This window comes from Sulfurovum sp. AR (assembly GCF_000296775.1).
In the GTDB taxonomy this organism is placed as follows: Bacteria; Campylobacterota; Campylobacteria; order Campylobacterales; family Sulfurovaceae; genus Sulfurovum; species Sulfurovum xiamenensis.
Genome location: NZ_AJLE01000006.1, coordinates 75705 through 96008 on the forward strand (window position 1 = coordinate 75705; position 20304 = coordinate 96008).

Below are 20304 nucleotides of genomic sequence, written 5' to 3' on the forward strand. Positions count from 1 at the left end.
AATGGAGCCCAAAAGATGAGTTTAAAAGAACAGTTAAAAAATGAAATTAAAGAAGCAATGCGCGCAAAAGAGATCGTCAAAAGAGATACACTGAGAAATATTCAAGCCTCTATCAAGCAGATAGAAGTAGACGAGCGAAGAGATGTAACGGATGCTGATGTTGAAGCTGTGTTAATGAAATATTTAAAACAAAGAGAAGATGCCAAAGTACAATTCACAGAAGCGGGACGAAACGACCTTGTAGAAAAAGAAGATGCAGAGATAGCCATAGTCAAATCCTACCTTCCAGAGCCTATGGACGATGCAGAGCTTGAGTCTGTACTGAAAGAGGTGATTGCTTCTGTGGGCGCTGAAAGTATGAAAGATATGGGTAAAGTAATGGGTGCTGCAAAAGCTGCCATAGGAAGCCGAGCCGACGGCGGACGCATCAATGTAATGGTAAAAAAGTTACTAAGTTAATTAAACTAAATAACTGTCACTGCGAACGCCCTTGAAAGCGAAGCGATTCGAGAGCAGTGACGATTTTTTGCTTCATTTTTTCTAAAAAAATGATGAGAGAAACAATACCTCAACTTTTAATACTAGGTAATTAGAGAAAAATACTATAAAAAATTAATTCCCATACTTCAAAGCTTTAATAGCCGCAGTAATATCATCCTGTCTCATAAAATGCTCACCGACCAAAAATGCATCTGCACCTATTTTGGAAAGTTCTACGACTGTCTCATGATCATTGATACCGGACTCAGCCACAATGATCTTACCATTTGGAATCAACGGTATCAATTTTTCACTCAAACTCATGTCCATCTCAAATGTTTCAAGGTTTCGATGGTTGATCCCGATGATATCTGCCCCAGCGAAGATCGCTTTGACAAGGTCTGTTTTATTATGTACTTCCACCAATACATCCAGACCTAAATGACGTGCATAGTCATGCAACTCTTTGAGCTCTTTACGACTCAGTGCCATAGCGATAAGCAAGATATAATCTGCTCCAAATGCCAATGCTTCAAGTACCTGATATTTATCCACTATGAAATCTTTTCTGAGCAATGGGAGATTGACATAACGGCGTACCATTCCCAGATACTCTTTGTCACCTTTAAAAAAGTGTGGTTCCGTCAGTATGGAAAGAGAATCAGCTCCACCCTTTTCATAGGCTTGTGCTATCTCTACAGGATTGAAGTCTTCACGGATGATCCCTTTACTTGGACTTGCTTTTTTTACTTCAGCAATGATACGGTAAGGATTTTCTTCCGTAGCGCGTAAAGCACTTTTCACATCTTTAGGGATAAATGGGTTAAAAGAGAGAGAACGTCCCAACCACTCTTCTGGGTAGTCTACCTTTCTTTTTTCTAGATCTGATTTTGTTTTTTTAATGATTTCATCTAATATTTGAGCCATATATCACTTTCCATATTTCTATAAGTTTCGCGTATTATATCTAAAAGAAGCTCGAATTTATTTACACTGTCTGATAGCATTCCAATGTTCTATGATCTCAGGTTCTTCCAATCCCTCTTCATCGACGACTCTTTTCATCAGTTTATAGGCTTTATCACACTTACGCTGTTTATAGTATCCCCATGCCAAAGAGTCTAAATAATAGATGTTGTCAGGCTGCTGGATCAATGCATTCTCTATCACATTGATACCTTTTTTAACATTGACCTCTTTATCTATCAGTGTATAGCCATAATAATTGAGGTAAATACTGTCATCATTCCCTAACGCAATCGCTTTTTCAAAATGAGAGATCACATCTTGTATCATTTTTTTATCATTTTTATCTTCTGAGTTCTCAAAAATAAGTACACCCTTCTCTGCTATCCACTTTGAATTCTGATCTTCCTCATAAAGTTTATCGACAAGCGCTAATGCTTTAGAAAAATATTTTTTTGTCTTATAGAGTTCATAAAGTATATCGTTTCTGCTTTGGTCTGCTTCCAAAAAAGTGATAGCACCGTCAATATCTCTTTTGTAGATATAGGCATCTATGATCTTTGTCAAATATTGCTCGTCATTGTCTTGTTTATATAATGCTTTATAGGTCCCTAAAATACCGTCAATATCTTTTTCTTTTTGATAAAGCAAAAGCAACTTCACATAGACATCATGACTCACGATATTCATACGACGATGCGTTTCAAGTAACTGTATAGCCTTTTTACTTTCCCTTGTAAATTCATCCATGATATCAACCATACGGAGCAATATCTCTTCTCTAGGCACTGTTTCATAGACCCTATTTAAAAGATCTAATGCTCTTTTAAATTTTCCGGCATATAAAAATGAATTGGATGCCAGATCCAGATCCATAGGTTCTTTTGACTGTTCAAGTAAATGTTCTGCTTCTATTGTCGCATTTTTCACTTGTCTTATCGTGAGATAAAGAGGAATAAGTAAACGACGCACTTCAATTCTGTTTGGATTTACCTTATCCCATCTTTTTAAACGTGTGATACTCTCCAAAATATGATTTCTGCTCATCAATGCGGAAGTGGCCTCTTTAAAGAGATAGATCTCTTCTCCCGTATCATCATAGAGTCTTTTATAGACTTGATAACTGTTTTCATAGGCTTTATATTCATCATATAAAAGTCCTCTCATGATGAGTTCATCTTCACTGATCTTCATGATCTCTTTGGCAGAGCTCATCACAGTGCTAAAGATAAATACCATCAATAAGGGTAATGCTATACGATACCAGGACACTCTTTACGTACCTCTTCTTCATCATTTTTAAACTGTTCCCAAAAAGGGAAAGTACGACATTGTAAAGGCCGTACAGGATAAATGGAGCAGCGTTTCATCGACTCATCAAAAAATATGCAAGCATAGTTATCTTCTGCCAGTTTCTTTTCTATCAAAGAGTAGCGATGCTTCACTTTTCTGAGATACATTGTAGCAAAATCTTCTACACTAAGGTTAACGAACTCTGCCATTTTCTCTATCTCACTATATTTAGCCCAGATATAGCCGCTCTCTCCCGTACAACAGTGTCCCCCACACGCTTCGCATGCATTGGGGTTAAATTTAAAATTGTACTGTTCATGTGTCATGACTTCCATGATCAAAAATCACCTTTTATACTGTTCGTATTTGCACGTTCAAATGCTTTTAACGCTTTCTCTCTATAGACACTCTTCTCATCAAAGACCACAAATGGGGGAAGTATCTTTGTCATAGATTTTGAGCCCATACGCGCTGCGATCATCACTAGTTTGGATTCTCTGTCTATTTTAGAGTGCACAAACTGCATTGTTTCAACAGTTATACCATAAGAAGTTAAATGATGTAATAACAGGTCGACCTGCTTTGCATCATAACAGAAGATAAAATAGCCTCTTGGCTTCAACAGTGTTTTGACCTTGGCTATGAAATCATCTATAGGTAAATGGTGTGCATATCTTGCAATGTTTAAATGCGTATTTTCACTTTGTTGCACGCTTGAGTCATAAAAAGGCGGGTTTGAGATGATATAGTCAAATTTTTCATCCGTCATCCACTCAGTAAAATCCCCAAGATGACTTTGCGCTTCGAGGTTATTAAGTGCATAATTGTGTTTTGCATAATCAAGCATCTTTTCCTGTTTGTCTATAATGCTCGTCTGGATGTTAAAATCCCGGGTCAATAAAAGTGAGATGATCCCTACACCGCATCCTACATCAAGCAATTTACCCTTAGGTTTAAACGAAGAGATGAAGTCGTACAAGAAAATTGAGTCACTGTTATAGCAGTAGCCACTTGTAGGTTGATAGAGAAACAAATAATGCCTTTTTTTATGAATTTTACTATATTTTCAGTATAATCGCGATTATGAACGAAGAACTAGATCTACTCAACCCGCCATCAACAGATTTTTCAATGCTGGACTACGATTGTGCATACATTCCTGGAAATAAGGTACGTATGAACTATAAGTATGTTTCCCATGCAAGTAAAAAATTTGCCACTGCTGTAATAGCAAGAGGATGGAGACGTTTTGGAAAGTACTTCTTCCACCCTATCTGTAATGGGTGTAATGAGTGTAAAAGTGTACGTATAGATGTCAATAACTATCACTACACCAAATCACAAAAAAAAGCAATTAAACGGAATGCCGACACGCAGATCATTATTCAAAAACCCAGTCTGACCGATGCACATATTCATCTCTACAATAAATACCACTCTTTTAAACATGAAAAAGACCAGTGGCAGCACCGTAATATTTCACATCGGGAATACCATGAGAACTTTGTAGATGGTGCACATGATTACGGGAAAGAAGTACTCTATATCAGAGATGGTAAACTCATCGGCGTTGACCTCATCGATATACTCGATGACGGTATCAGTTCTATATACTTTTACTATGACCCTGATTATGCGAGACTATCACTTGGGACCTATTCACTGCTCTATCAGATACAATTGGCCCATGTACTTGAACTGCCTTGGATCTACTTGGGGTACTGGGTTGAGGGCTGTAAAGCGTTTGCTTACAAGCCAAAGTTCCAGCCCCAAGAGATACTGGACGGTTTCCCGCATGTTACAGAGGAACCTGACTGGGAAAATTGGGATTTAACGTAAAGCGTCCAACTCCGTACTCTTACGGCACCATTTCAAAAAAAGTCTGTCAGGGGCTACTCTGGCATCCACCTCTTTTCCTTCAACGATACATTCAGCCAAGACCTTTGCCATAAGCGGTGCAAAAACAAACCCTCTTCCCCCTAGACCATTCAAAATATATAAATGATCTACATACTTCATCTCAGGCTTACTACCACGCATGATGGCTGGATATTTTTCTAGCATGAAAGGTACATCTATCACCTTCCCTACCAAAGGAAAATAATCTTTAGACCCTGATCGCATACCACAAAACACTTCTTTGAGTTCCAGGTCCGATGTATCGATCATGGAAGAGGCTTTCTCTTTTAGCAGCAGTGCCTGTTCTTCCTTGCAGGGGACCACTTCTTTCACTCTTTTCTCATGTGTGGCACCCAGTTTGATGATGCCATCTATGTTGGCACCCACAGAGATAGACTGATGCATACTGACACCTAACGAGAGCGTAGAAGTGAAGTCTCCTCTGGTCCCCCATGTACCTTTGATGCCCATATAACGTAAGTCGGCCAGGTCACTCTCATATCCTGTTGCCAACACGAGATTTTGAGCACTGTACTCACCCACATACCACCATCCATCTTTTTGTATGATCTCTTTTACTTCCTGCTTTATGACTGTGATGTCTGAGAGTAAAGCTTCACACACCTCTTTTGCATCACATACCCCCGCCTCGGGGAAATAAAAACTCTCAAACGCAACACCTATACCTTGTGCTTGAAGTTGTTCAGATGAGTACTTTTCATATCTGTTTTCATTAAAAGGTGCATACTCAGTAAACTTTTGAGCATCCGCCTCATCTTTAGGGATGCGTATCACACCGGTCTGATGAAAATGGGAAGGACAGGTCGTAAGATAAAAATCTTTGGCAAAAGAGAAAGCTTCATTCGTAAGTGTCTGGAGAGGCGATCCCTTGCCTATCTTAGGAGAGACAAAAGCCCCTGCTGCTCCAGAGCCGCCAGAAGCGATACCTTTTTTATCAAGCACAAGTACTTTTTGGCCTTTTTGTGTCAGTACATAGGCTGTAGAAGCTCCTGCGATACCTGCACCGATAATGATAGTATCATAAGCATTTAACATACTATTTTCTATTGACTCGTAAAATGTTCCAAAAACTGTTTATCATTGCCCCAATTTGATATAGTATAACAAGTGTTGGAATAATAATCAGAGGATAAATAACAAACCACGACAATCCAACAAATAATTTTATATACCCAAGCTCTTGTATAACTGCTAATTGCAGAGCAACAGGAAGCTGTAAAAGAACAAATTTACCTTTTGGATCGGAAACAGTAAAAGCCCAAATCACACAAATTAATGTAAGAATAAGATAGAAAACAACAAAAGCTAATCCTACTTTACTATAAGTTAACTTTTGTTGTTTATTTCCCATTAAATTGATATCTCTTTGATATCCGCAATATTTCTAAATGTTTTATAGATAGACCCTATCGTATGAAGTCTATTTTGTTGTAACGCTTCATCTTCTGTATTCACAAGCACATCATCAAAATAAGCATCAAGTTCACGTTTGAGTCCAAAGAGTGCTTCAAGTTCTTCTTTATAGTTACTGTAGGTAGAATTGATCACTTTTTCATACGCATTATAGAGTGTGACTTCAGCATCTTCTTTAAACAATGCGACATCAATTTCCATGCTTGACTCAAGGTCTACATCTTTAGAGATATTCGCTACACGTTTAAAGGTAGTAAACTGCTCTTTAAATGCATCACTGCTTACGATGTTATTGAGTGCAGAGACTTTTTTCGCTATCTCATTGATATCTCTTTCACCTGAAGCAAGTACAGAAGCGATGACCGATGGATTGGCATCTAGTGACTTGTTGATACGTTCTATAATGAATTCACTTAAGAGGTTGGTATCAAACTCTTCATAATTGCCTTTGAGCAACGCGATGATATCATCAATGTTGAAAGGTAGATCATACACTGTCACAATTCGTACAATACCGTTCACCGCACGACGTAACGCAAAAGGATCTTTAGAACCTGTAGGGATTTTTCCCACGCTGAAGAGTCCAAAGAGTGTATCCAGTTTAATACTCATTGCTACAATAGATGAGAATACAGAACTTGGAAGTTCAGCACCCTCACCCACTGGCATATACTGCTCTTTTATCGCGTTATATACCAGCTCTTCTTCACCCAGTGCTTTGGCATAATAATACCCCATGAGTCCCTGCAGCTCTGTAAACTCGTACACCATTTCACTCATAAGGTCTGCTTTTGCAAGGTTTATAGCTTTATCCATGGCTTTTTCAAGTACCGTAGAACTTTTCTCAGTAGTTGATTCTACTCTATCCATGTAAAGGGCTAGCAGTCTGATCGCGATATTGTTTTCTCTTTTGATCTTGTCTGAAAGTGTCCCCAGACCATCGATGAACTGCACTTTTTCAAGGCCATCGATACTCAATCCATTTTTAAGGTCATTTTTGTAGAAGAAGAGTCCATCAGCCAAACGTGGTTTAAGTACACGTTCATTTCCTGCGATTACTTTACTGTAATCATCTGTATAGGCATTGGAAACAACCACAAACTTGTTTGCTATTTTTCCATGTTCAAAGACAGGGAAATAACGCTGGTGTTCTTTCATAGAAGTAATGATCACTTCTGGCGGGAGTTCTAAAAAAAGTTCATCAAAAGATCCTACAAGTGCTTTAGGGTTCTCTGTGATAGCGACAACTTCAGCCAAGAGTTCTCTATCCCGTTCTATAATGATATTATGCGTCGACTCCAAAGCATCGAATTCAGCCAAGATCTTCGCTTCACGATCTTCAGGATACAGCATCACTGCACACTCATCCAATAGGCCTTCATAAGCATCTATCGTAGGCACCTCTACTGCATCATAGGTCACCATACGGTGTACATAGGTCTTTGTATCTGACTTTACACCAAAAAGTTCTACAGGAACAGAGCGCTCTCCGAGTCTTACCTGAAGCCATCTAAGAGGTCGGATGAACTCATCTGTTCTAGATCCCCAACGCATCATCTTTCCAAAGGACATCGAAGCCAGCCATTTACCTAACATCTCCTGAAGAAGAGAAACCGTTTCGGATCCTTTCTCTTCTTTTTTGAAATAAAGTACCTCTTTACCATTCTTTTCTGCACGACCAAGTTCACCAAAGCTTACACCACATTTACGGGCGAATCCCTGGGCTGCTTGTGTAGGCTCACCATCTTTTACTGCAGCAACCATTGGAGGACCAAAAAACTCTACTGTAGTATCTTCCTGACTGACTGGCATTGCAACATGTTTAAGGACCAATCTTCTAGGAGTATAGATAAATTCAAAATCATTACTAAGGTTGTACTCTGTAAGTATGTTTGCCCAAGATTTTTCAATGTTATTCACGATTTTAAGTAGTGGTATAGCCGGTAATTCTTCTACACCGATTTCGATGAGTAGTGCTTGTGTCATTTAGGGTTTCCTAGTGAAATAATAATAACTTTTATTTTACCTAAGAGTTGGTAAAGAGGGGGTTATAACACTAGGAATAGTTATGTATAAAACTAATTTTGCACTACCATAGCAATACATTAGAGTATACTAGGACACATTTGATGGACATCTGTTACCCATTCAACTACAATTTTTCAGGATGTGTGCATTGATGAAATCAAATATAAAAAATGAAAGAATAAGTTGGATTTGGAAAGTTACTTTTAATCCTCTTTATCATCTAACATATCTATGCGTCTACCCTCATCATCAAATTTACTTTTATAATAATTTTTCACTATGCCAAACGTCATAAATACAAATAAAAATATAGCAATGATATAAAGGATATCTCCAAACGACATGTTATTGCTCCAGTGTATTGGCTATGGTGATCTTCTCAAACCCTTCATAGTTTTGACGCAGTGCATCATAGATGACGATACCCACACTCACACCAAGGTTCAAACTTCTGCCTTTCCCACCCATAGGAATGGTGATACACTGCTCTGGATTGTCAAGTAGCACTTGTTCATTGATCCCTCTGGTCTCAGAGCCAAAGAGAATGTGATCACCCTTTTTAAATGGTGCGTTGAAGTAAAGATTATCTGTTTTCGTTGTAGCCATATAACTGTTTTGGGTGATAGGATGTGCTTTAAGATATGCCTCAAAACTCTCCCAAACCACCAAGTCTAAATGCTGCCAATAATCCAACCCAGCACGCTTTACCGCTTTATCATCAATGTCAAATCCAAGCGGTTTGATGAGATGCAGTGTCGCACCCAAATTGACACAAAGACGGCCTATAGTACCTGTATTCTGAGGAATCTGAGGTTCTACTAAAACAATATTAAACATTAAAATACAACCGTTTTATTACCGTTAACAAATACTCTGTCATGAAGTACCAATGACAACGCGCGTGAAAGAACGATCTTTTCCACGTCTCGACCTGCTCTTTGCATATCTCTCCACGAAAGACGATGATTGACCGGAATCACGTCTTGCGCGATGATAGGGCCTTCATCCAGATCATTTGTCACAAAGTGTGCTGTAGCCCCTATGATCTTTACACCCCTTTCAAATGCCTGCTTATACGGATTAGCACCTATGAATGCAGGGAGGAAAGAGTGATGGATGTTAATGATCTTTTCAGGGTATGCTTTGACAAATGCAGGTGTAAGTATGCGCATATACTTTGCAAGTACGATATAGTCAAACTCAAATTCGCTTATCAGTTTCATCACATGTTCTTCATGCTCTTCTCTGCTCATACCCTCTGCCGGGACATGAAAGAACGGGATATCAAATCTCCGTACGAAATTCTCAAGTGTATCATGGTTAGCAATAACACACTCTATCTGTGCATCAAGTTCACCATTTGCATGACGTACAAGAATATCACCAAGAGCATGAGACTCTTTTGTAGCCATAAGGATGATTTTCTTATCTTTTGGTTCTACGACCCGGATATGTGCATCCTCAGGTGCTACTGTTTTCAACTCTTCTAGTAACTCCTGAATATCAAACATACCTGAAACGACTGTACGCATAAAAAATCGTCCCTGTTCTTTGTCAACAAATTCGCGGTTATTATCGATATTTAAATCTCTATCATAAAAGACTTTCGCGATCTGATAGACTAAACCTTTTGCATCTTCACAATCAATTAAAACTCTTGCTCTTGTTACCATATCCACCCTAGTTGCTATTAAATTGTAAAATTATACCTATTTTTCTTTCAAACTCATGATTTTCTCTTCAGTCCGTCTCTCAAGCTCATCACCCAGGGCCTTACCTGAAAAGCCTTCCTCCAATAACTCTGTGGGAGTGACACCTCTGTCAAAAGGTTTATCCCATACATCCAATTTCTTTGCCATCGCTATCACATCCATATGATAGTTCCCTACATACTCTCTAATGCCCTCTCTCAGTGACAAATGTGCTATGAAGGGGATGCTGATCTCTGTAGGTGACGGTGATGCTGCAACCTTTTTATAATAAACAGTGGGTGCACCTAATCTCTCTAAGAGTTCTGTGATATCCAATGAGAAATACGCTTTGCAAATAAAAAGGAAATAATAGGGTCTAAGTTTTTCTACAAAGTTTTTTTGACTCTTTTGCAAAACCCTGCTTAAAGCGATAAATGTCTTTCTCTCCATATGTTCATCAAAAAGCTGTTTCGCGATACCCAGCGCAAGCAGATAATAAAGGCCGTAGTGCAAGTATCTTCCTCTGAACATTTTCTCAAACTCTTTGAATATACGTTCTTTAGGCAGGTCATCCAACGAAATACTCTGACACAGTCTACAGCTCTCTTCATCCACCTTAAACCCAAAACGTGCCGCAAACTGCATAGCACGTAATACACGTAAACTATCTTCCACAAATGTATCTTCATCGACTACCCGAATTACTTTATGTTCTAGATCACCCAATCCGTCCCAAAAGTCGAGTATCTGTTCATTTTGAATATCATACATCAATGCATTGATCGTGAAATCCCGTCTTTTTGATGCCTCTTTTTCTTCTAGTGCCAAAGAGACTTCAAATCCGCGATGCCCCTTGGCTATTTTTTTCTCAGTACGGGGTAAAGAAATATCCAGGTCATGGTACTTATAGACAAAAAAACTTTTCCCCACACCTTGTGCACCTAAATGCTCCATCGCCGTTTCAAAATCATCTATACTGATCCCAAAACACTCGATATCATAATCTTTACACTCATCTCCCAAGATACGATCACGTACAGCACCACCGACGATGTAACATTTGGCATGATACTTTTGTGTCAAATACTCTGTGACTGTTTTGATATTTTGAAGTATATCTGGGTCTGTTTGTGAGAAAAAGTTTGGGAAAGATTTAATAGTGGGCATGGCATCCCTTTTGAAATCATTGGAAGTTAGAAGAGCCAACTATAAAAGTTGGCTCGATATCAGCGTTTAAGTCCTATTTGGATGCATAGTCAGCGATAATATCACCGATCTCACTACACGTACAAATCTCTTTTGCATCGTAGTCACCAATGTCACCTGTACGATACCCTTCGCTCAATGCTTTTTTAATCGCAGCATCTATTTTGTCTGCTGCTTCACTTTCACCTAAAGCATAACGAAGCATCATACTTGCCGATGAAATGGTCGCCAACGGATTAGCGATACCCTGTCCAGCGATATCCGGTGCAGAACCGTGAATCGGTTCGAACAACCCTACACCCTCACCTGTACTGGCACTCGGAAGAAGTCCGATAGAACCACTCAACATACTCGCAGCATCTGAAAGGATATCACCAAAGATATTTCCCGTCAAGATCACGTCAAACTGCTTAGGATCACGGATAAGCTGCATTGCAGCGTTATCTACATACATATGTGAAAGTTCAACTTCCGGATAATCTTTAGATACTTCTTCTACGATCTCTCTCCAGAACTGGCTTACTTCTAGTACATTGGCTTTATCAACCGAACAGATACGTTTTTTACGTTTCATCGCGATGTCAAATGCCACAACAGCAATACGTCTAACCTCTTCTCTTGTATAGATCATCGTGTTAAATGCATTGTCTTTATTCAGTTCTCTTGGCTGACCAAAATAGATTCCACCAGTCAGTTCACGTACAACCATGATATCTACACCCTTAATGATCTTAGGCTTAAGGCTGGATGCATTCACTAACTCATCATAGACCATAGCAGGTCTTAAGTTAGCAAATGTTCCCATCTCCTTACGGAGACCCAAAAGCCCTGTTTCAGGACGTAAATGTCTCTCAAGATTGTCCCATTTCGGTCCGCCTATCGCACCAAAGAGAACAGCATCACACTTCTTTACACCCTGGATCGTCTCTTCCGGTAGTGGTACACCTGTCTCATCTATCGCAGCACCACCAAGCAGCATCTCTTCATACTTAAGGTTAAATCCTTGTGTGACAGAAACTGCATCCAGTACTTTTATTGCTTCATCAATAATTTCAGGGCCAATCCCGTCACCTTTGATTACACCTATTTTATAACTTTTACCCATCTGCTTATGCCTTCGCTTCTTTTTTATTTTCAATCTCTTTTTTTGCAAACGCTATCAAGCCGCCTGCATCTACCAACTCTTGCATGAATTCAGGAATAGGAGAGAACTTATAGGTTTTAGCCTGTGTGACATTGATCACTTCTCCCGCATCCATATCAATTCTCACAACGTCACCTTCATTGATCTCAGACGCTTCTTTAAGTTCAAAGATAGGCAATCCCATATTAAACGCATTTCTGTAAAAGATACGTGCAAATGTAGGTGCGATCACAGCACTTACACCCGCTGCTTTTAATGCGATAGGTGCATGCTCACGACTTGAACCACAACCAAAGTTCTCACCTGCAACGATAATGTCGCCCTCTGTCATTTTCGAAACAAACTCAGGATCTGCATCTTCCATTACATATTTTGCCAATTCCGATGGCTCACTTGTATTAAGATATCTTGCTGCGATGATCAAATCCGTATCGATATTGTCACCAAATTTCCAAACTTTACCTTGCAAAGTATTATCCTTTTTTCTACTATCTCCTTACAAAAAAGACCAATGTCTCTTTGTAACTCCTCTCACTCAAACGCCATTCAAAATAGTTCGACATTTTAGATATTGATACGATAAAAATTTTCGCGATTATAACCAAAAAAAGGAAAATTAACAAATTCCATGCCAAAAACTAATAAAATTTCGGTATAATCCATCTTAATTATCTCCAGAGGATTTTCACCTCACACATCAAAGGTTTTCAATGGCACCAAAAGACAGTATGAAGAGTATAGAAACATTAATTCAGTCTAAGAAAAAAGGTGATGTGGTCACACTAGAGAACATCGCAAAAGAATTTACCAAACAACCCACAGCAGCACAAGCAAAAAAGATCCATAAACTTGCCTCAGATGCCAACATAGAAATCATATCTGCCTCAGAATATGCAAAATTTGTCACAACCAAAGAGAAGAAAAAGAAAGAAGAGGCAAGAAAAAAACTTGTAGAAGGCAGTGCAGAAGATGAGTTCGATCTCCATAAGGAAAAAGAGCTTCTTGAATGGAGCCGTTCAGACAGCCCTGTCAGAATGTATTTACGTGAAATGGGGAAGATCCCTCTTCTGACCAAAGAAGAGGAAGTTGACCTTTCTAAGCGTATCGAAGAGGGAGAAGATATCATCATCGATGCTATCTGTTCTGTCCCTTACCTTATAGGCTACATCATCAACTATAAAGAGCCTTTACTGAACCGTGAAAGACGTGTAAAAGAACTTTTCAAAAGCTTTGAAGATGACAAATCAGATAAAGATGATTCTGATGATTCTGATGACTCTGATGATGAAACAGAAACAAGTGCACCTAAAGATGATAAAAGAGTTAAACAGGTAGTTGACAGCTTTAAACGACTTGAAAAAGCAAAAAAAGAGTGGATGAAGGCACGTGAAGACCTAGATACCTTCTTGGAAACAGAGACAGATGAAGTTAAGATCCTTCATGAACGTCTCAAAATAGCCTTTAAAAAAGAAGCACTAAAAGCTGCACTTTTAAATCTTGGACCGACCTCTAAACTGATCAATGAACTTGTGAAAGCTATGGAAACTGCACTCAAAAGTGATGACAGTTTTGAGAAAGAGCTTAAACGTTTAGAATACAAACTCCCACTGTTTAATGATACACTCAAAGCGAACCATAAAAAACTGCTCGATAATATCATTAAGATGGATAAAGATGACATTATCGATGCTGTACCAGAGACAACCATGGTAAGCACTTATGTTGAGATCAAAAAACTTTTTGAAACCAGAGAAGCGAGTAAAGGCGGGTTTGATCTTTCTGAAGAGAAGCTCCAGGAGATCCTAGAACAGATCCGTCAAGGTAAAGCGAAAAGTGAAGTGGCCAAAACTAGAATGGCAAAGTCTAACCTTAGATTGGTTGTTTCTATCGCTAAGCGTTATACGAACAGAGGGCTGCCATTCCTTGACCTTATTCAAGAAGGGAACATCGGTCTGATGAAGGCTGTTGATAAATTTGAATATGAAAAAGGATACAAATTTTCAACCTATGCAACATGGTGGATACGTCAGGCTATCTCTAGAGCCATTGCAGATCAGGCTAGAACCATTCGTATCCCTATTCACATGATAGAAACGATCAACCGTATCAACAAGATCATCAGAAAACACCTTCAGGAGACAGGAAAAGAGCCGGATCTTGATACGATCGCTGAAGAAGTGGGACTCTCTGTAGACAAAGTAAAAAATGTCATTAAGATCACGAAAGAACCTGTCAGTCTTGAAACACCGGTAGGGGATGAGGATGATGGTAGATTTGGTGACTTCATCGAAGATAAAACAACATTGAGCCCAACAGATGTCGTACTCAAAGATGACCTTAACAACCAGATAGATGACGTACTTGACCAGCTTAATGAAAGAGAAAAAGCCGTGATCCGTATGCGTTTTGGTCTTCTTGAAGATGAAAGTGACAGAACACTTGAAGAGATCGGTAAAGAGCTGAGTGTAACACGTGAAAGAGTCAGACAGATCGAATCTTCTGCGATCAAGAAACTCAAGCACCCTAAAGTGGGAAGAAACCTTAAAAACTACATTGAAGAATAATGCTTATTCTTTGTCTACTTTTCTAGAAAAGTAGACAAAAGTCGTCACTGCTCTCGAATCGCTTTGCTTACAAAGGCGTTCGCAGTGACATAATTTATAAAAGAGAGAATACTGTGTCTGAACCTAGATTTTTTGCTCTTATCATAGGTACAGAGATCCTTAATCGTCGAAGGACTGATAAGCACTTTGACTTTGTCACCAAAGCATTGGCGGAAAAGGGTCACAAACTCACCGGATCTTTTATTATAGAAGATGACCCTGCACTGATCGTTCAAACGATTATATTCATCGCTTCACAGAAAAATGCTGTACTCTTTTCATTTGGCGGTATAGGGTCTACACCGGATGACCATACCAGACAATGTGCAGCCATAGCACTTAGGGATGGAACCCTACACCTACATGAAGAGGCTAAAGAGATCATCGTCAACAAACTTGGTGAAAAAGCCTACCCTTACTCCGTACGTATGGCGGAGCTCCCCGAAGGTGCAACACTCTTGGAAAACCCTGTCAATCAAATGCCTGCTTTTGCATTGGATGAACGTTATTATTTTATGCCAGGCTTCCCGGAAATGAGCCATCCTATGGTAGAAAAGATACTCACACAGCTGATACCTAATAAAAAAGCATACTATCGTCATACGCTCACTGCACACTGCAAAGAAAATATTTTTATACAATTGATGGAAAGTATGCCTAAGGGTGTGGAATTCTCTTCCTTACCAAAACTCCATAGTACTGGTTGGAAGGTTACTATCTCTGTGGCATCAGAGGATGAAGTATTGGCCAAAGAATCATTTGATAAGTATATTCATCTTCTTAAAAGTAGAAATATCATCTATGCACTGAATGATGGCGAATAACACATATGACCTATCTAGACACACTGAAACACCCTGTTATTAGACGACTTTCACTTATCCAATTCATCTCATACTTTGGTACATGGTTTTCTCAAGTAGCCATCTTCTCCATGATCGTCTCATTTGGTGCAAGTGAAGTCACCATCGCTCTTACTGCCGCAATGGCAATGCTACCTGCAGTCGTACTTGCGCCGATCATAGGACTTATTATCGATCGTATAGAGTTTAAAAAACTTATGAGTGTACTACTGCTGATTGAAATATTAATGACTCTTGGATTTATATTTATAAACTCATTAGAGTATGTATGGATATTGATGATACTTATTTTTATCCGTTCGGCTGCGGCCTCACTTCTCTTCTCAGCAGAGATGGCACTCTTCCCTAAACTGGTATCCGGGAAGATGCTAAAAAATACGAATGAGATACACTCAGTGATCTGGTCACTTTGTTATGCACTAGGTATGGCTGCTGGGGGAATCGCTACTCATTATGTAGGATTTGACCTGGCTTTTATGATAGATGCGATGCTCTACACTGTTGCGGTACTTTTACTTATAGGGCTACATATCTCTATAGAAAAAATCACCCATGTTGAATCAAATATGCAGATGCTTAAAGATGGATTTAACTACATCATATCGCAAAAAAAGATACAACATCTCATATTTTTACACGCTGCCATAGGTCTAACCTCTTTTGATGCACTCATTACCTTGCTTGCAGATTTGCAATATAAAGAGTTCATCGCTGTGCCACTTGCTATTGGTTGGATGAATGCTACAAGAGCTATAGGTTTAATGATCGGTCCCTTTATCATAGGCAGGATTATCTCCAAAAATAATTTACACTACTTTTTCATACTACAGGGACTGGCTATTATGCTTTGGTCTTTTTTAGAATTTAATTTCTATCTGGCACTGATAGGACTTTTTATTACCGGTCTGTTCATTACCACATTATGGTCATATACCTATTTGCTCATACAAGAAGAGACAGAAAGTAAATACATGGGAAGGGTCATCTCTTATAATGACATGGTTTTTATGCTTTCAAATGTCACAACAGCACTCTTCATTGGATATGCTGCAAAATGGGGCTTATCTCTTGAAGGTATTACATTTACATTAGGATTTGGCTTTATAGTTTTTGCAATATATTATCATTGGTTTAAAAAGCGATACATTGATGAAAATAACTAACAGAAGCGTCTGCTACACTTGCTACCGTCCACAAACTTCTTGCATGTGCACCTACATCACTCCTATAGAAACCAACACACGATTTGTCATCTTGATGCATCCAAAGGAGTTTAAAAAAACAAAGAACGGCACCGGTCACTTTACCAACCTCTCTTTGAAAAACTGCGAGATCCATGTAGGCATAGATTTTACAAAGCATACAGCTATCAATGCTATCCTCAACGATCCTTCAAATATCTGTTACACGCTCTACCCGCATGAGAATAGTATCAATCTTAATGAAGAACCTATAGGAGAAAATCAAAAAAATACGGTCATCTTTCTTATAGACTCTACATGGCCCTGTTCAAAGGCCATACTTGCTGCAAGCCCCAATATCGATGCTTTACCTAAAGTGAGTTTCATGCATACGGAAGTTTCAAAATTTACATTTAAAGAACAGCCTAAAGAGTACTGCCTCAGTACTATGGAATCTACCTTATGTGTATTGAAACGTTTGAACACGCATCATATTGAAGATATTGAGAGTAAAAAACTGGAACGCTTTTTGCTTCCTTTTGAGAAGATGGTGGAATACCAACTCTCTTGTGTCTAAATAGGAGTGTTCACTCTACAAGAGTTTAAACAGGAGTGCTGTAGTAAAAAAAGAAAACAGTATTCCATAGCCTACGATCGCAGAACTGAGTCTTGGAGCAAGCCCAGATAAAGAAGCCATCGCTCCTGCTGTAACCATCGGTGCCATGCCTGCTTCCATCACAGATACGCTTGCTGCCAAATTTGACCATCCTGCCATAGACACTACAACAAGTGCGATCAGAGGTGCGATCACTAATTTGATAAACAGTGCGATACCAAACGGTTTTATCTCATGACCCGGTAGCTTGAGTTGTAATTGTAATCCCACTGCAACCAATGCAAGAGGTACGATCGTATTGGCCAAAGTTGCTAATACTTTTAATATCTCTTCAGGGAAAGGTGTACCTATAAAAAACAGTGCAATGACCAATGAAATAAATGGAGGAAATGTAAGGATCTTTACTGCCATGATCTGTACATTGATCTCACTTTTATTCGAATAATATGCAGTGACAAATATACCATACGTGGCAAGCGCCAAAAAAGTACCCATTTGATCATAGACCAAGATATAAGGCAGTGCCTCATCACCTAAATACGCATTGATGACAGGAATACCCAAAAAAGAGGAGTTCGTCAATACAGCAACAAGCATGAGTGCACCTGTCACCTCTCTGCTAAAATGAAATCTATTGGAAATGAACAGTGTCAAAAGGGCTGTCAATGACATAACAACCCAGGCAATGATCACAGGGATCATTATATCCATCGAAAGCATCAGTTTAGGTATTTGCAGTAAAATCATTGCAGGGAGAGAAATAAATATAACAAATCTGTTTAGTATAGCTGCTGCCTCTTCCTGGAAAATACGTAATTTCCTGAATAGATAGCCAATGAAAATAGCCAATACGATTAAAATAAAATTTTCCATCAATGAAATACCTCTTACCTATGTTGCATCAGCCTCCTTTACAAAAAAGAAGGCAAATTCTTTTTATTATGATGCGTTAACAAGTGCCTCTATCTGACCTACAATAGTTGGATCTTCAAGTGTAGAAGTATCTTGCGTGATCTTTTCGCCTTTTGCCAGTGCTCTTAGTATCCTTCTCATGATCTTTCCTGATCTTGTTTTTGGAAGGTCCGGGACAAAGACCATATCATCACACAGTGCGATGTTTCCGATCTCTGTTTTAATGATCGCGTTGATCTCTTTCATGGTCTCAAGTTCATTGGCTACATCATCTTTAACAGATTTGAGTACAATATAAGCAAAAATTCCCTCTCCTTTAAGTTCATGCGGTTTACCTACCACTGCTACAGCAGCAACATTGTCATGCTTTTTGATCGCTGCTTCTACCTCGGCTGTACCCATACGGTGACCAGATACATTGATCACATCATCGGTACGACCGGTAATCGTAATATAACCATTTTCACCATAGATCGCTCCGTCACCTGTAAAATATACAGGTCTGCCCTCTTTTGTCACGTCACCGAAATAAGATTTTTTGAAACGTTCATCATCACCCCATACACCACGGATCTGTGACGGCCAAGGACGTGTAACACACATATATCCGCTCTCGCCCTCACCTACTTTTTCACCCGTTTCAGGGTCAAGTATCTCAGCCATGATACCTGGCAATGGAAGTGTTGCACATGCCGGTTTGATAGGTGTTGCACCAGGAAGTGGAGAAACAATGTGACCACCTGTCTCAGTCTGCCAGTAGGTATCTACAATTGCACATTTACTTTGACCTACCTCTTCATAGTACCATTTCCATGCAGGGGGATCAATCGGCTCTCCTACTGTTCCAAGTACCTTAAGTGATGAAAGATCATATTTGGCCGGTTCATCTTCACCAGTTTTATGAAGTACACGGATCGCTGTTGGTGCGGTATAGAACTGATTAATTTTATGCTCTTCTACCATTTTCCAAGGACGACCAGCATCAGGGAAGGTAATGACACCTTCAAACATGATAGTGGTTGCACCCATTGCAAGCGGTCCATATACGATGTACGTATGTCCTGTGATCCAGCCGATATCTGCTGTACACCAGTAGGTATCATTTTGTTTTACATCAAAGACCCATTCCATTGTCATTTGTGCCCAAAGAATGTATCCGGCCGTATTGTGTTGTACACCTTTTGGTTTTCCCGTACTACCAGAAGTATAGAGCAAAAAGAGAGGATCTTCACTCTCCATAGGTTCTGCATCACATTGAGCAGATTTGTTCTTGATAAGTTCATTGTACGAATAGTCACGTCCTTCTACCCATGTAACCTCTTCATGGTTTCTCTCGACAACCAGCACTTTTTCAACCGGTGTTTCACCTGTCAGTGCTTCATCCACTACAGGTTTTAGCATGTATGGTTTTGTTTTTCTGTAAGCACCGTCTGCAGTGATCACTACTTTTGCCTCAGCATCTTCGATCCTGTCGCGCAGTGCTTCTGAAGAGAATCCTCCAAATACGATAGAGTGGATAGCACCTATACGTGCACAGGCAAGCATTGCATAGGCCGCTTCAGGGATCATCGGCATATAGATCACGACCCTATCACCTTTTTGTACACCGAAATCTTCTTTAAGCAGATTGGCAAATTTGTTTACTTCCTCATAGAGATCAAGATAAGTGATCACTTGCTTGTCCCCTCTGTCACCTTCAAAAATGATCGCTGCTTTATTTTTCTGTGTCTCTAAATGACGGTCTATACACTGGTGTGCAACATTGAGCTTTCCACCATCAAACCACTTTACAAATGGAGCATTCGACTCATCCAACACCTTGTCGTACGGTTTAAACCAATCGATCTTCTCATCAGCAAAAGCTTTCCAGAATCCTTCATAATCATCCGTTGCTTTTTTAACCAGAGCATGGTATTCATCCATATTTTTTATTCTTGCATCTTTTGCAAAGTCTTGGTTTGGTTGATAGAGTTCTTGTAACATTGTTT

At 39.3% G+C, this 20304-nt stretch carries 20 protein-coding genes; 6 read left to right on the plus strand and 14 right to left on the minus strand.

Features of this window, described 5'->3' with window-relative positions:
* Positions 1 to 15: 15 nt before the first annotated feature.
* Complete coding sequence (locus tag SULAR_RS05410) at positions 16 to 459, plus strand: GatB/YqeY domain-containing protein (RefSeq protein ID WP_008243821.1); 444 nt, start codon at positions 16 to 18, stop codon at positions 457 to 459.
* A gap of 153 nt (positions 460 to 612) precedes the next feature.
* Here the strand turns inward: SULAR_RS05410 and trpC are convergent, their stop codons facing one another.
* The 4 genes from trpC to SULAR_RS05430 are packed head-to-tail and all read right to left on the minus strand — an operon-like array spanning position 613 to position 3772.
* Complete coding sequence (gene trpC, locus SULAR_RS05415; protein ID WP_008243823.1) at positions 613 to 1407, minus strand: indole-3-glycerol phosphate synthase TrpC; 795 nt, start codon at positions 1405 to 1407, stop codon at positions 613 to 615.
* A gap of 57 nt (positions 1408 to 1464) precedes the next feature.
* Positions 1465 to 2718 (minus strand): lipopolysaccharide assembly protein LapB, encoded by a 1254-nt coding sequence (locus SULAR_RS05420; protein WP_008243825.1) that lies wholly within the window; start codon positions 2716 to 2718, stop codon positions 1465 to 1467.
* Positions 2700 to 3074, minus strand: a complete 375-nt coding sequence (locus SULAR_RS05425; RefSeq protein WP_008243827.1) for a YkgJ family cysteine cluster protein — start codon at positions 3072 to 3074, stop codon at positions 2700 to 2702. Before SULAR_RS05425 ends, SULAR_RS05420 begins: the two co-directional genes overlap by 19 nt.
* 2 nt (positions 3075 to 3076) lie before the next feature.
* Positions 3077 to 3772: a tRNA1(Val) (adenine(37)-N6)-methyltransferase gene (locus tag SULAR_RS05430; RefSeq protein WP_038000195.1), complete on the minus strand. Its 696-nt coding sequence runs from the start codon at positions 3770 to 3772 to the stop codon at positions 3077 to 3079.
* 50 nt (positions 3773 to 3822) lie between these two features.
* Between SULAR_RS05430 and SULAR_RS05435 the strand changes: the two genes are divergently transcribed.
* Positions 3823 to 4578 (plus strand): arginyltransferase, encoded by a 756-nt coding sequence (locus tag SULAR_RS05435; protein ID WP_238536365.1) that lies wholly within the window; start codon positions 3823 to 3825, stop codon positions 4576 to 4578.
* Here SULAR_RS05435 and mnmC read toward each other — a convergent pair.
* The 8 genes from mnmC to SULAR_RS05475 all read right to left on the minus strand — a co-directional run bounded on the left by mnmC (position 4570) and on the right by SULAR_RS05475 (position 12610).
* Positions 4570 to 5694: an FAD-dependent 5-carboxymethylaminomethyl-2-thiouridine(34) oxidoreductase MnmC gene (gene mnmC, locus SULAR_RS05440; RefSeq protein WP_008243834.1), complete on the minus strand. Its 1125-nt coding sequence runs from the start codon at positions 5692 to 5694 to the stop codon at positions 4570 to 4572. The two genes, SULAR_RS05435 and mnmC, sit on opposite strands and share 9 nt — an antisense overlap.
* 1 nt (position 5695) lies before the next feature.
* The gene (locus SULAR_RS05445) at positions 5696 to 6010 is read right to left on the minus strand and encodes a hypothetical protein (protein ID WP_008243836.1); all 315 of its coding nucleotides are present in this window, start codon (positions 6008 to 6010) and stop codon (positions 5696 to 5698) included.
* Positions 6010 to 8058, minus strand: a complete 2049-nt coding sequence (gene glyS / locus SULAR_RS05450; RefSeq protein ID WP_008243838.1) for a glycine--tRNA ligase subunit beta — start codon at positions 8056 to 8058, stop codon at positions 6010 to 6012. Before glyS ends, SULAR_RS05445 begins: the two co-directional genes overlap by 1 nt.
* 387 nt (positions 8059 to 8445) lie before the next feature.
* On the minus strand, positions 8446 to 8937 hold the full coding sequence (locus tag SULAR_RS05455; protein ID WP_008243842.1) for a tRNA (cytidine(34)-2'-O)-methyltransferase: 492 nt from the start codon (positions 8935 to 8937) through the stop codon (positions 8446 to 8448).
* Positions 8937 to 9773, minus strand: coding sequence for a formyltetrahydrofolate deformylase (gene purU, locus SULAR_RS05460; RefSeq protein ID WP_008243845.1), 837 nt, complete (start codon positions 9771 to 9773; stop codon positions 8937 to 8939). The genes SULAR_RS05455 and purU overlap by 1 nt, the downstream gene beginning before the upstream one ends.
* A 36-nt stretch (positions 9774 to 9809) precedes the next feature.
* Positions 9810 to 10958, minus strand: a complete 1149-nt coding sequence (locus tag SULAR_RS05465) for a CCA tRNA nucleotidyltransferase (RefSeq protein WP_008243847.1) — start codon at positions 10956 to 10958, stop codon at positions 9810 to 9812.
* A 73-nt stretch (positions 10959 to 11031) separates the two neighbouring features.
* The gene (leuB, locus tag SULAR_RS05470) at positions 11032 to 12102 is read right to left on the minus strand and encodes a 3-isopropylmalate dehydrogenase (protein ID WP_008243849.1); all 1071 of its coding nucleotides are present in this window, start codon (positions 12100 to 12102) and stop codon (positions 11032 to 11034) included.
* Between the two features lie 4 nt (positions 12103 to 12106).
* Positions 12107 to 12610: a 3-isopropylmalate dehydratase small subunit gene (locus tag SULAR_RS05475; protein ID WP_008243853.1), complete on the minus strand. Its 504-nt coding sequence runs from the start codon at positions 12608 to 12610 to the stop codon at positions 12107 to 12109.
* Between the two features lie 241 nt (positions 12611 to 12851).
* Between SULAR_RS05475 and rpoD the strand changes: the two genes are divergently transcribed.
* The 4 genes from rpoD (at position 12852) to SULAR_RS05495 (ending at position 17365) form a co-directional block, all read left to right on the plus strand.
* On the plus strand, positions 12852 to 14705 hold the full coding sequence (gene rpoD, locus SULAR_RS05480; RefSeq protein WP_008243856.1) for an RNA polymerase sigma factor RpoD: 1854 nt from the start codon (positions 12852 to 12854) through the stop codon (positions 14703 to 14705).
* A gap of 113 nt (positions 14706 to 14818) precedes the next feature.
* On the plus strand, positions 14819 to 15568 hold the full coding sequence (locus SULAR_RS05485) for a molybdopterin-binding protein (protein ID WP_008243858.1): 750 nt from the start codon (positions 14819 to 14821) through the stop codon (positions 15566 to 15568).
* 5 nt (positions 15569 to 15573) lie between these two features.
* Positions 15574 to 16770: an MFS transporter gene (locus SULAR_RS05490; RefSeq protein ID WP_008243860.1), complete on the plus strand. Its 1197-nt coding sequence runs from the start codon at positions 15574 to 15576 to the stop codon at positions 16768 to 16770.
* Positions 16757 to 17365 carry a tRNA-uridine aminocarboxypropyltransferase gene (locus SULAR_RS05495; protein WP_051002498.1) on the plus strand — a complete coding sequence of 203 codons (609 nt, stop codon included), beginning with the start codon at positions 16757 to 16759 and terminating at the stop codon, positions 17363 to 17365. The genes SULAR_RS05490 and SULAR_RS05495 overlap by 14 nt, the downstream gene beginning before the upstream one ends.
* 15 nt (positions 17366 to 17380) lie before the next feature.
* Here the strand turns inward: SULAR_RS05495 and SULAR_RS05500 are convergent, their stop codons facing one another.
* Positions 17381 to 18277, minus strand: a complete 897-nt coding sequence (locus SULAR_RS05500) for an AEC family transporter (protein WP_008243863.1) — start codon at positions 18275 to 18277, stop codon at positions 17381 to 17383.
* A gap of 66 nt (positions 18278 to 18343) precedes the next feature.
* Positions 18344 to 20299: an acetate--CoA ligase gene (gene acs / locus SULAR_RS05505; RefSeq protein ID WP_008243866.1), complete on the minus strand. Its 1956-nt coding sequence runs from the start codon at positions 20297 to 20299 to the stop codon at positions 18344 to 18346.
* Between the last annotated feature and the right edge of the window lie 5 nt (positions 20300 to 20304).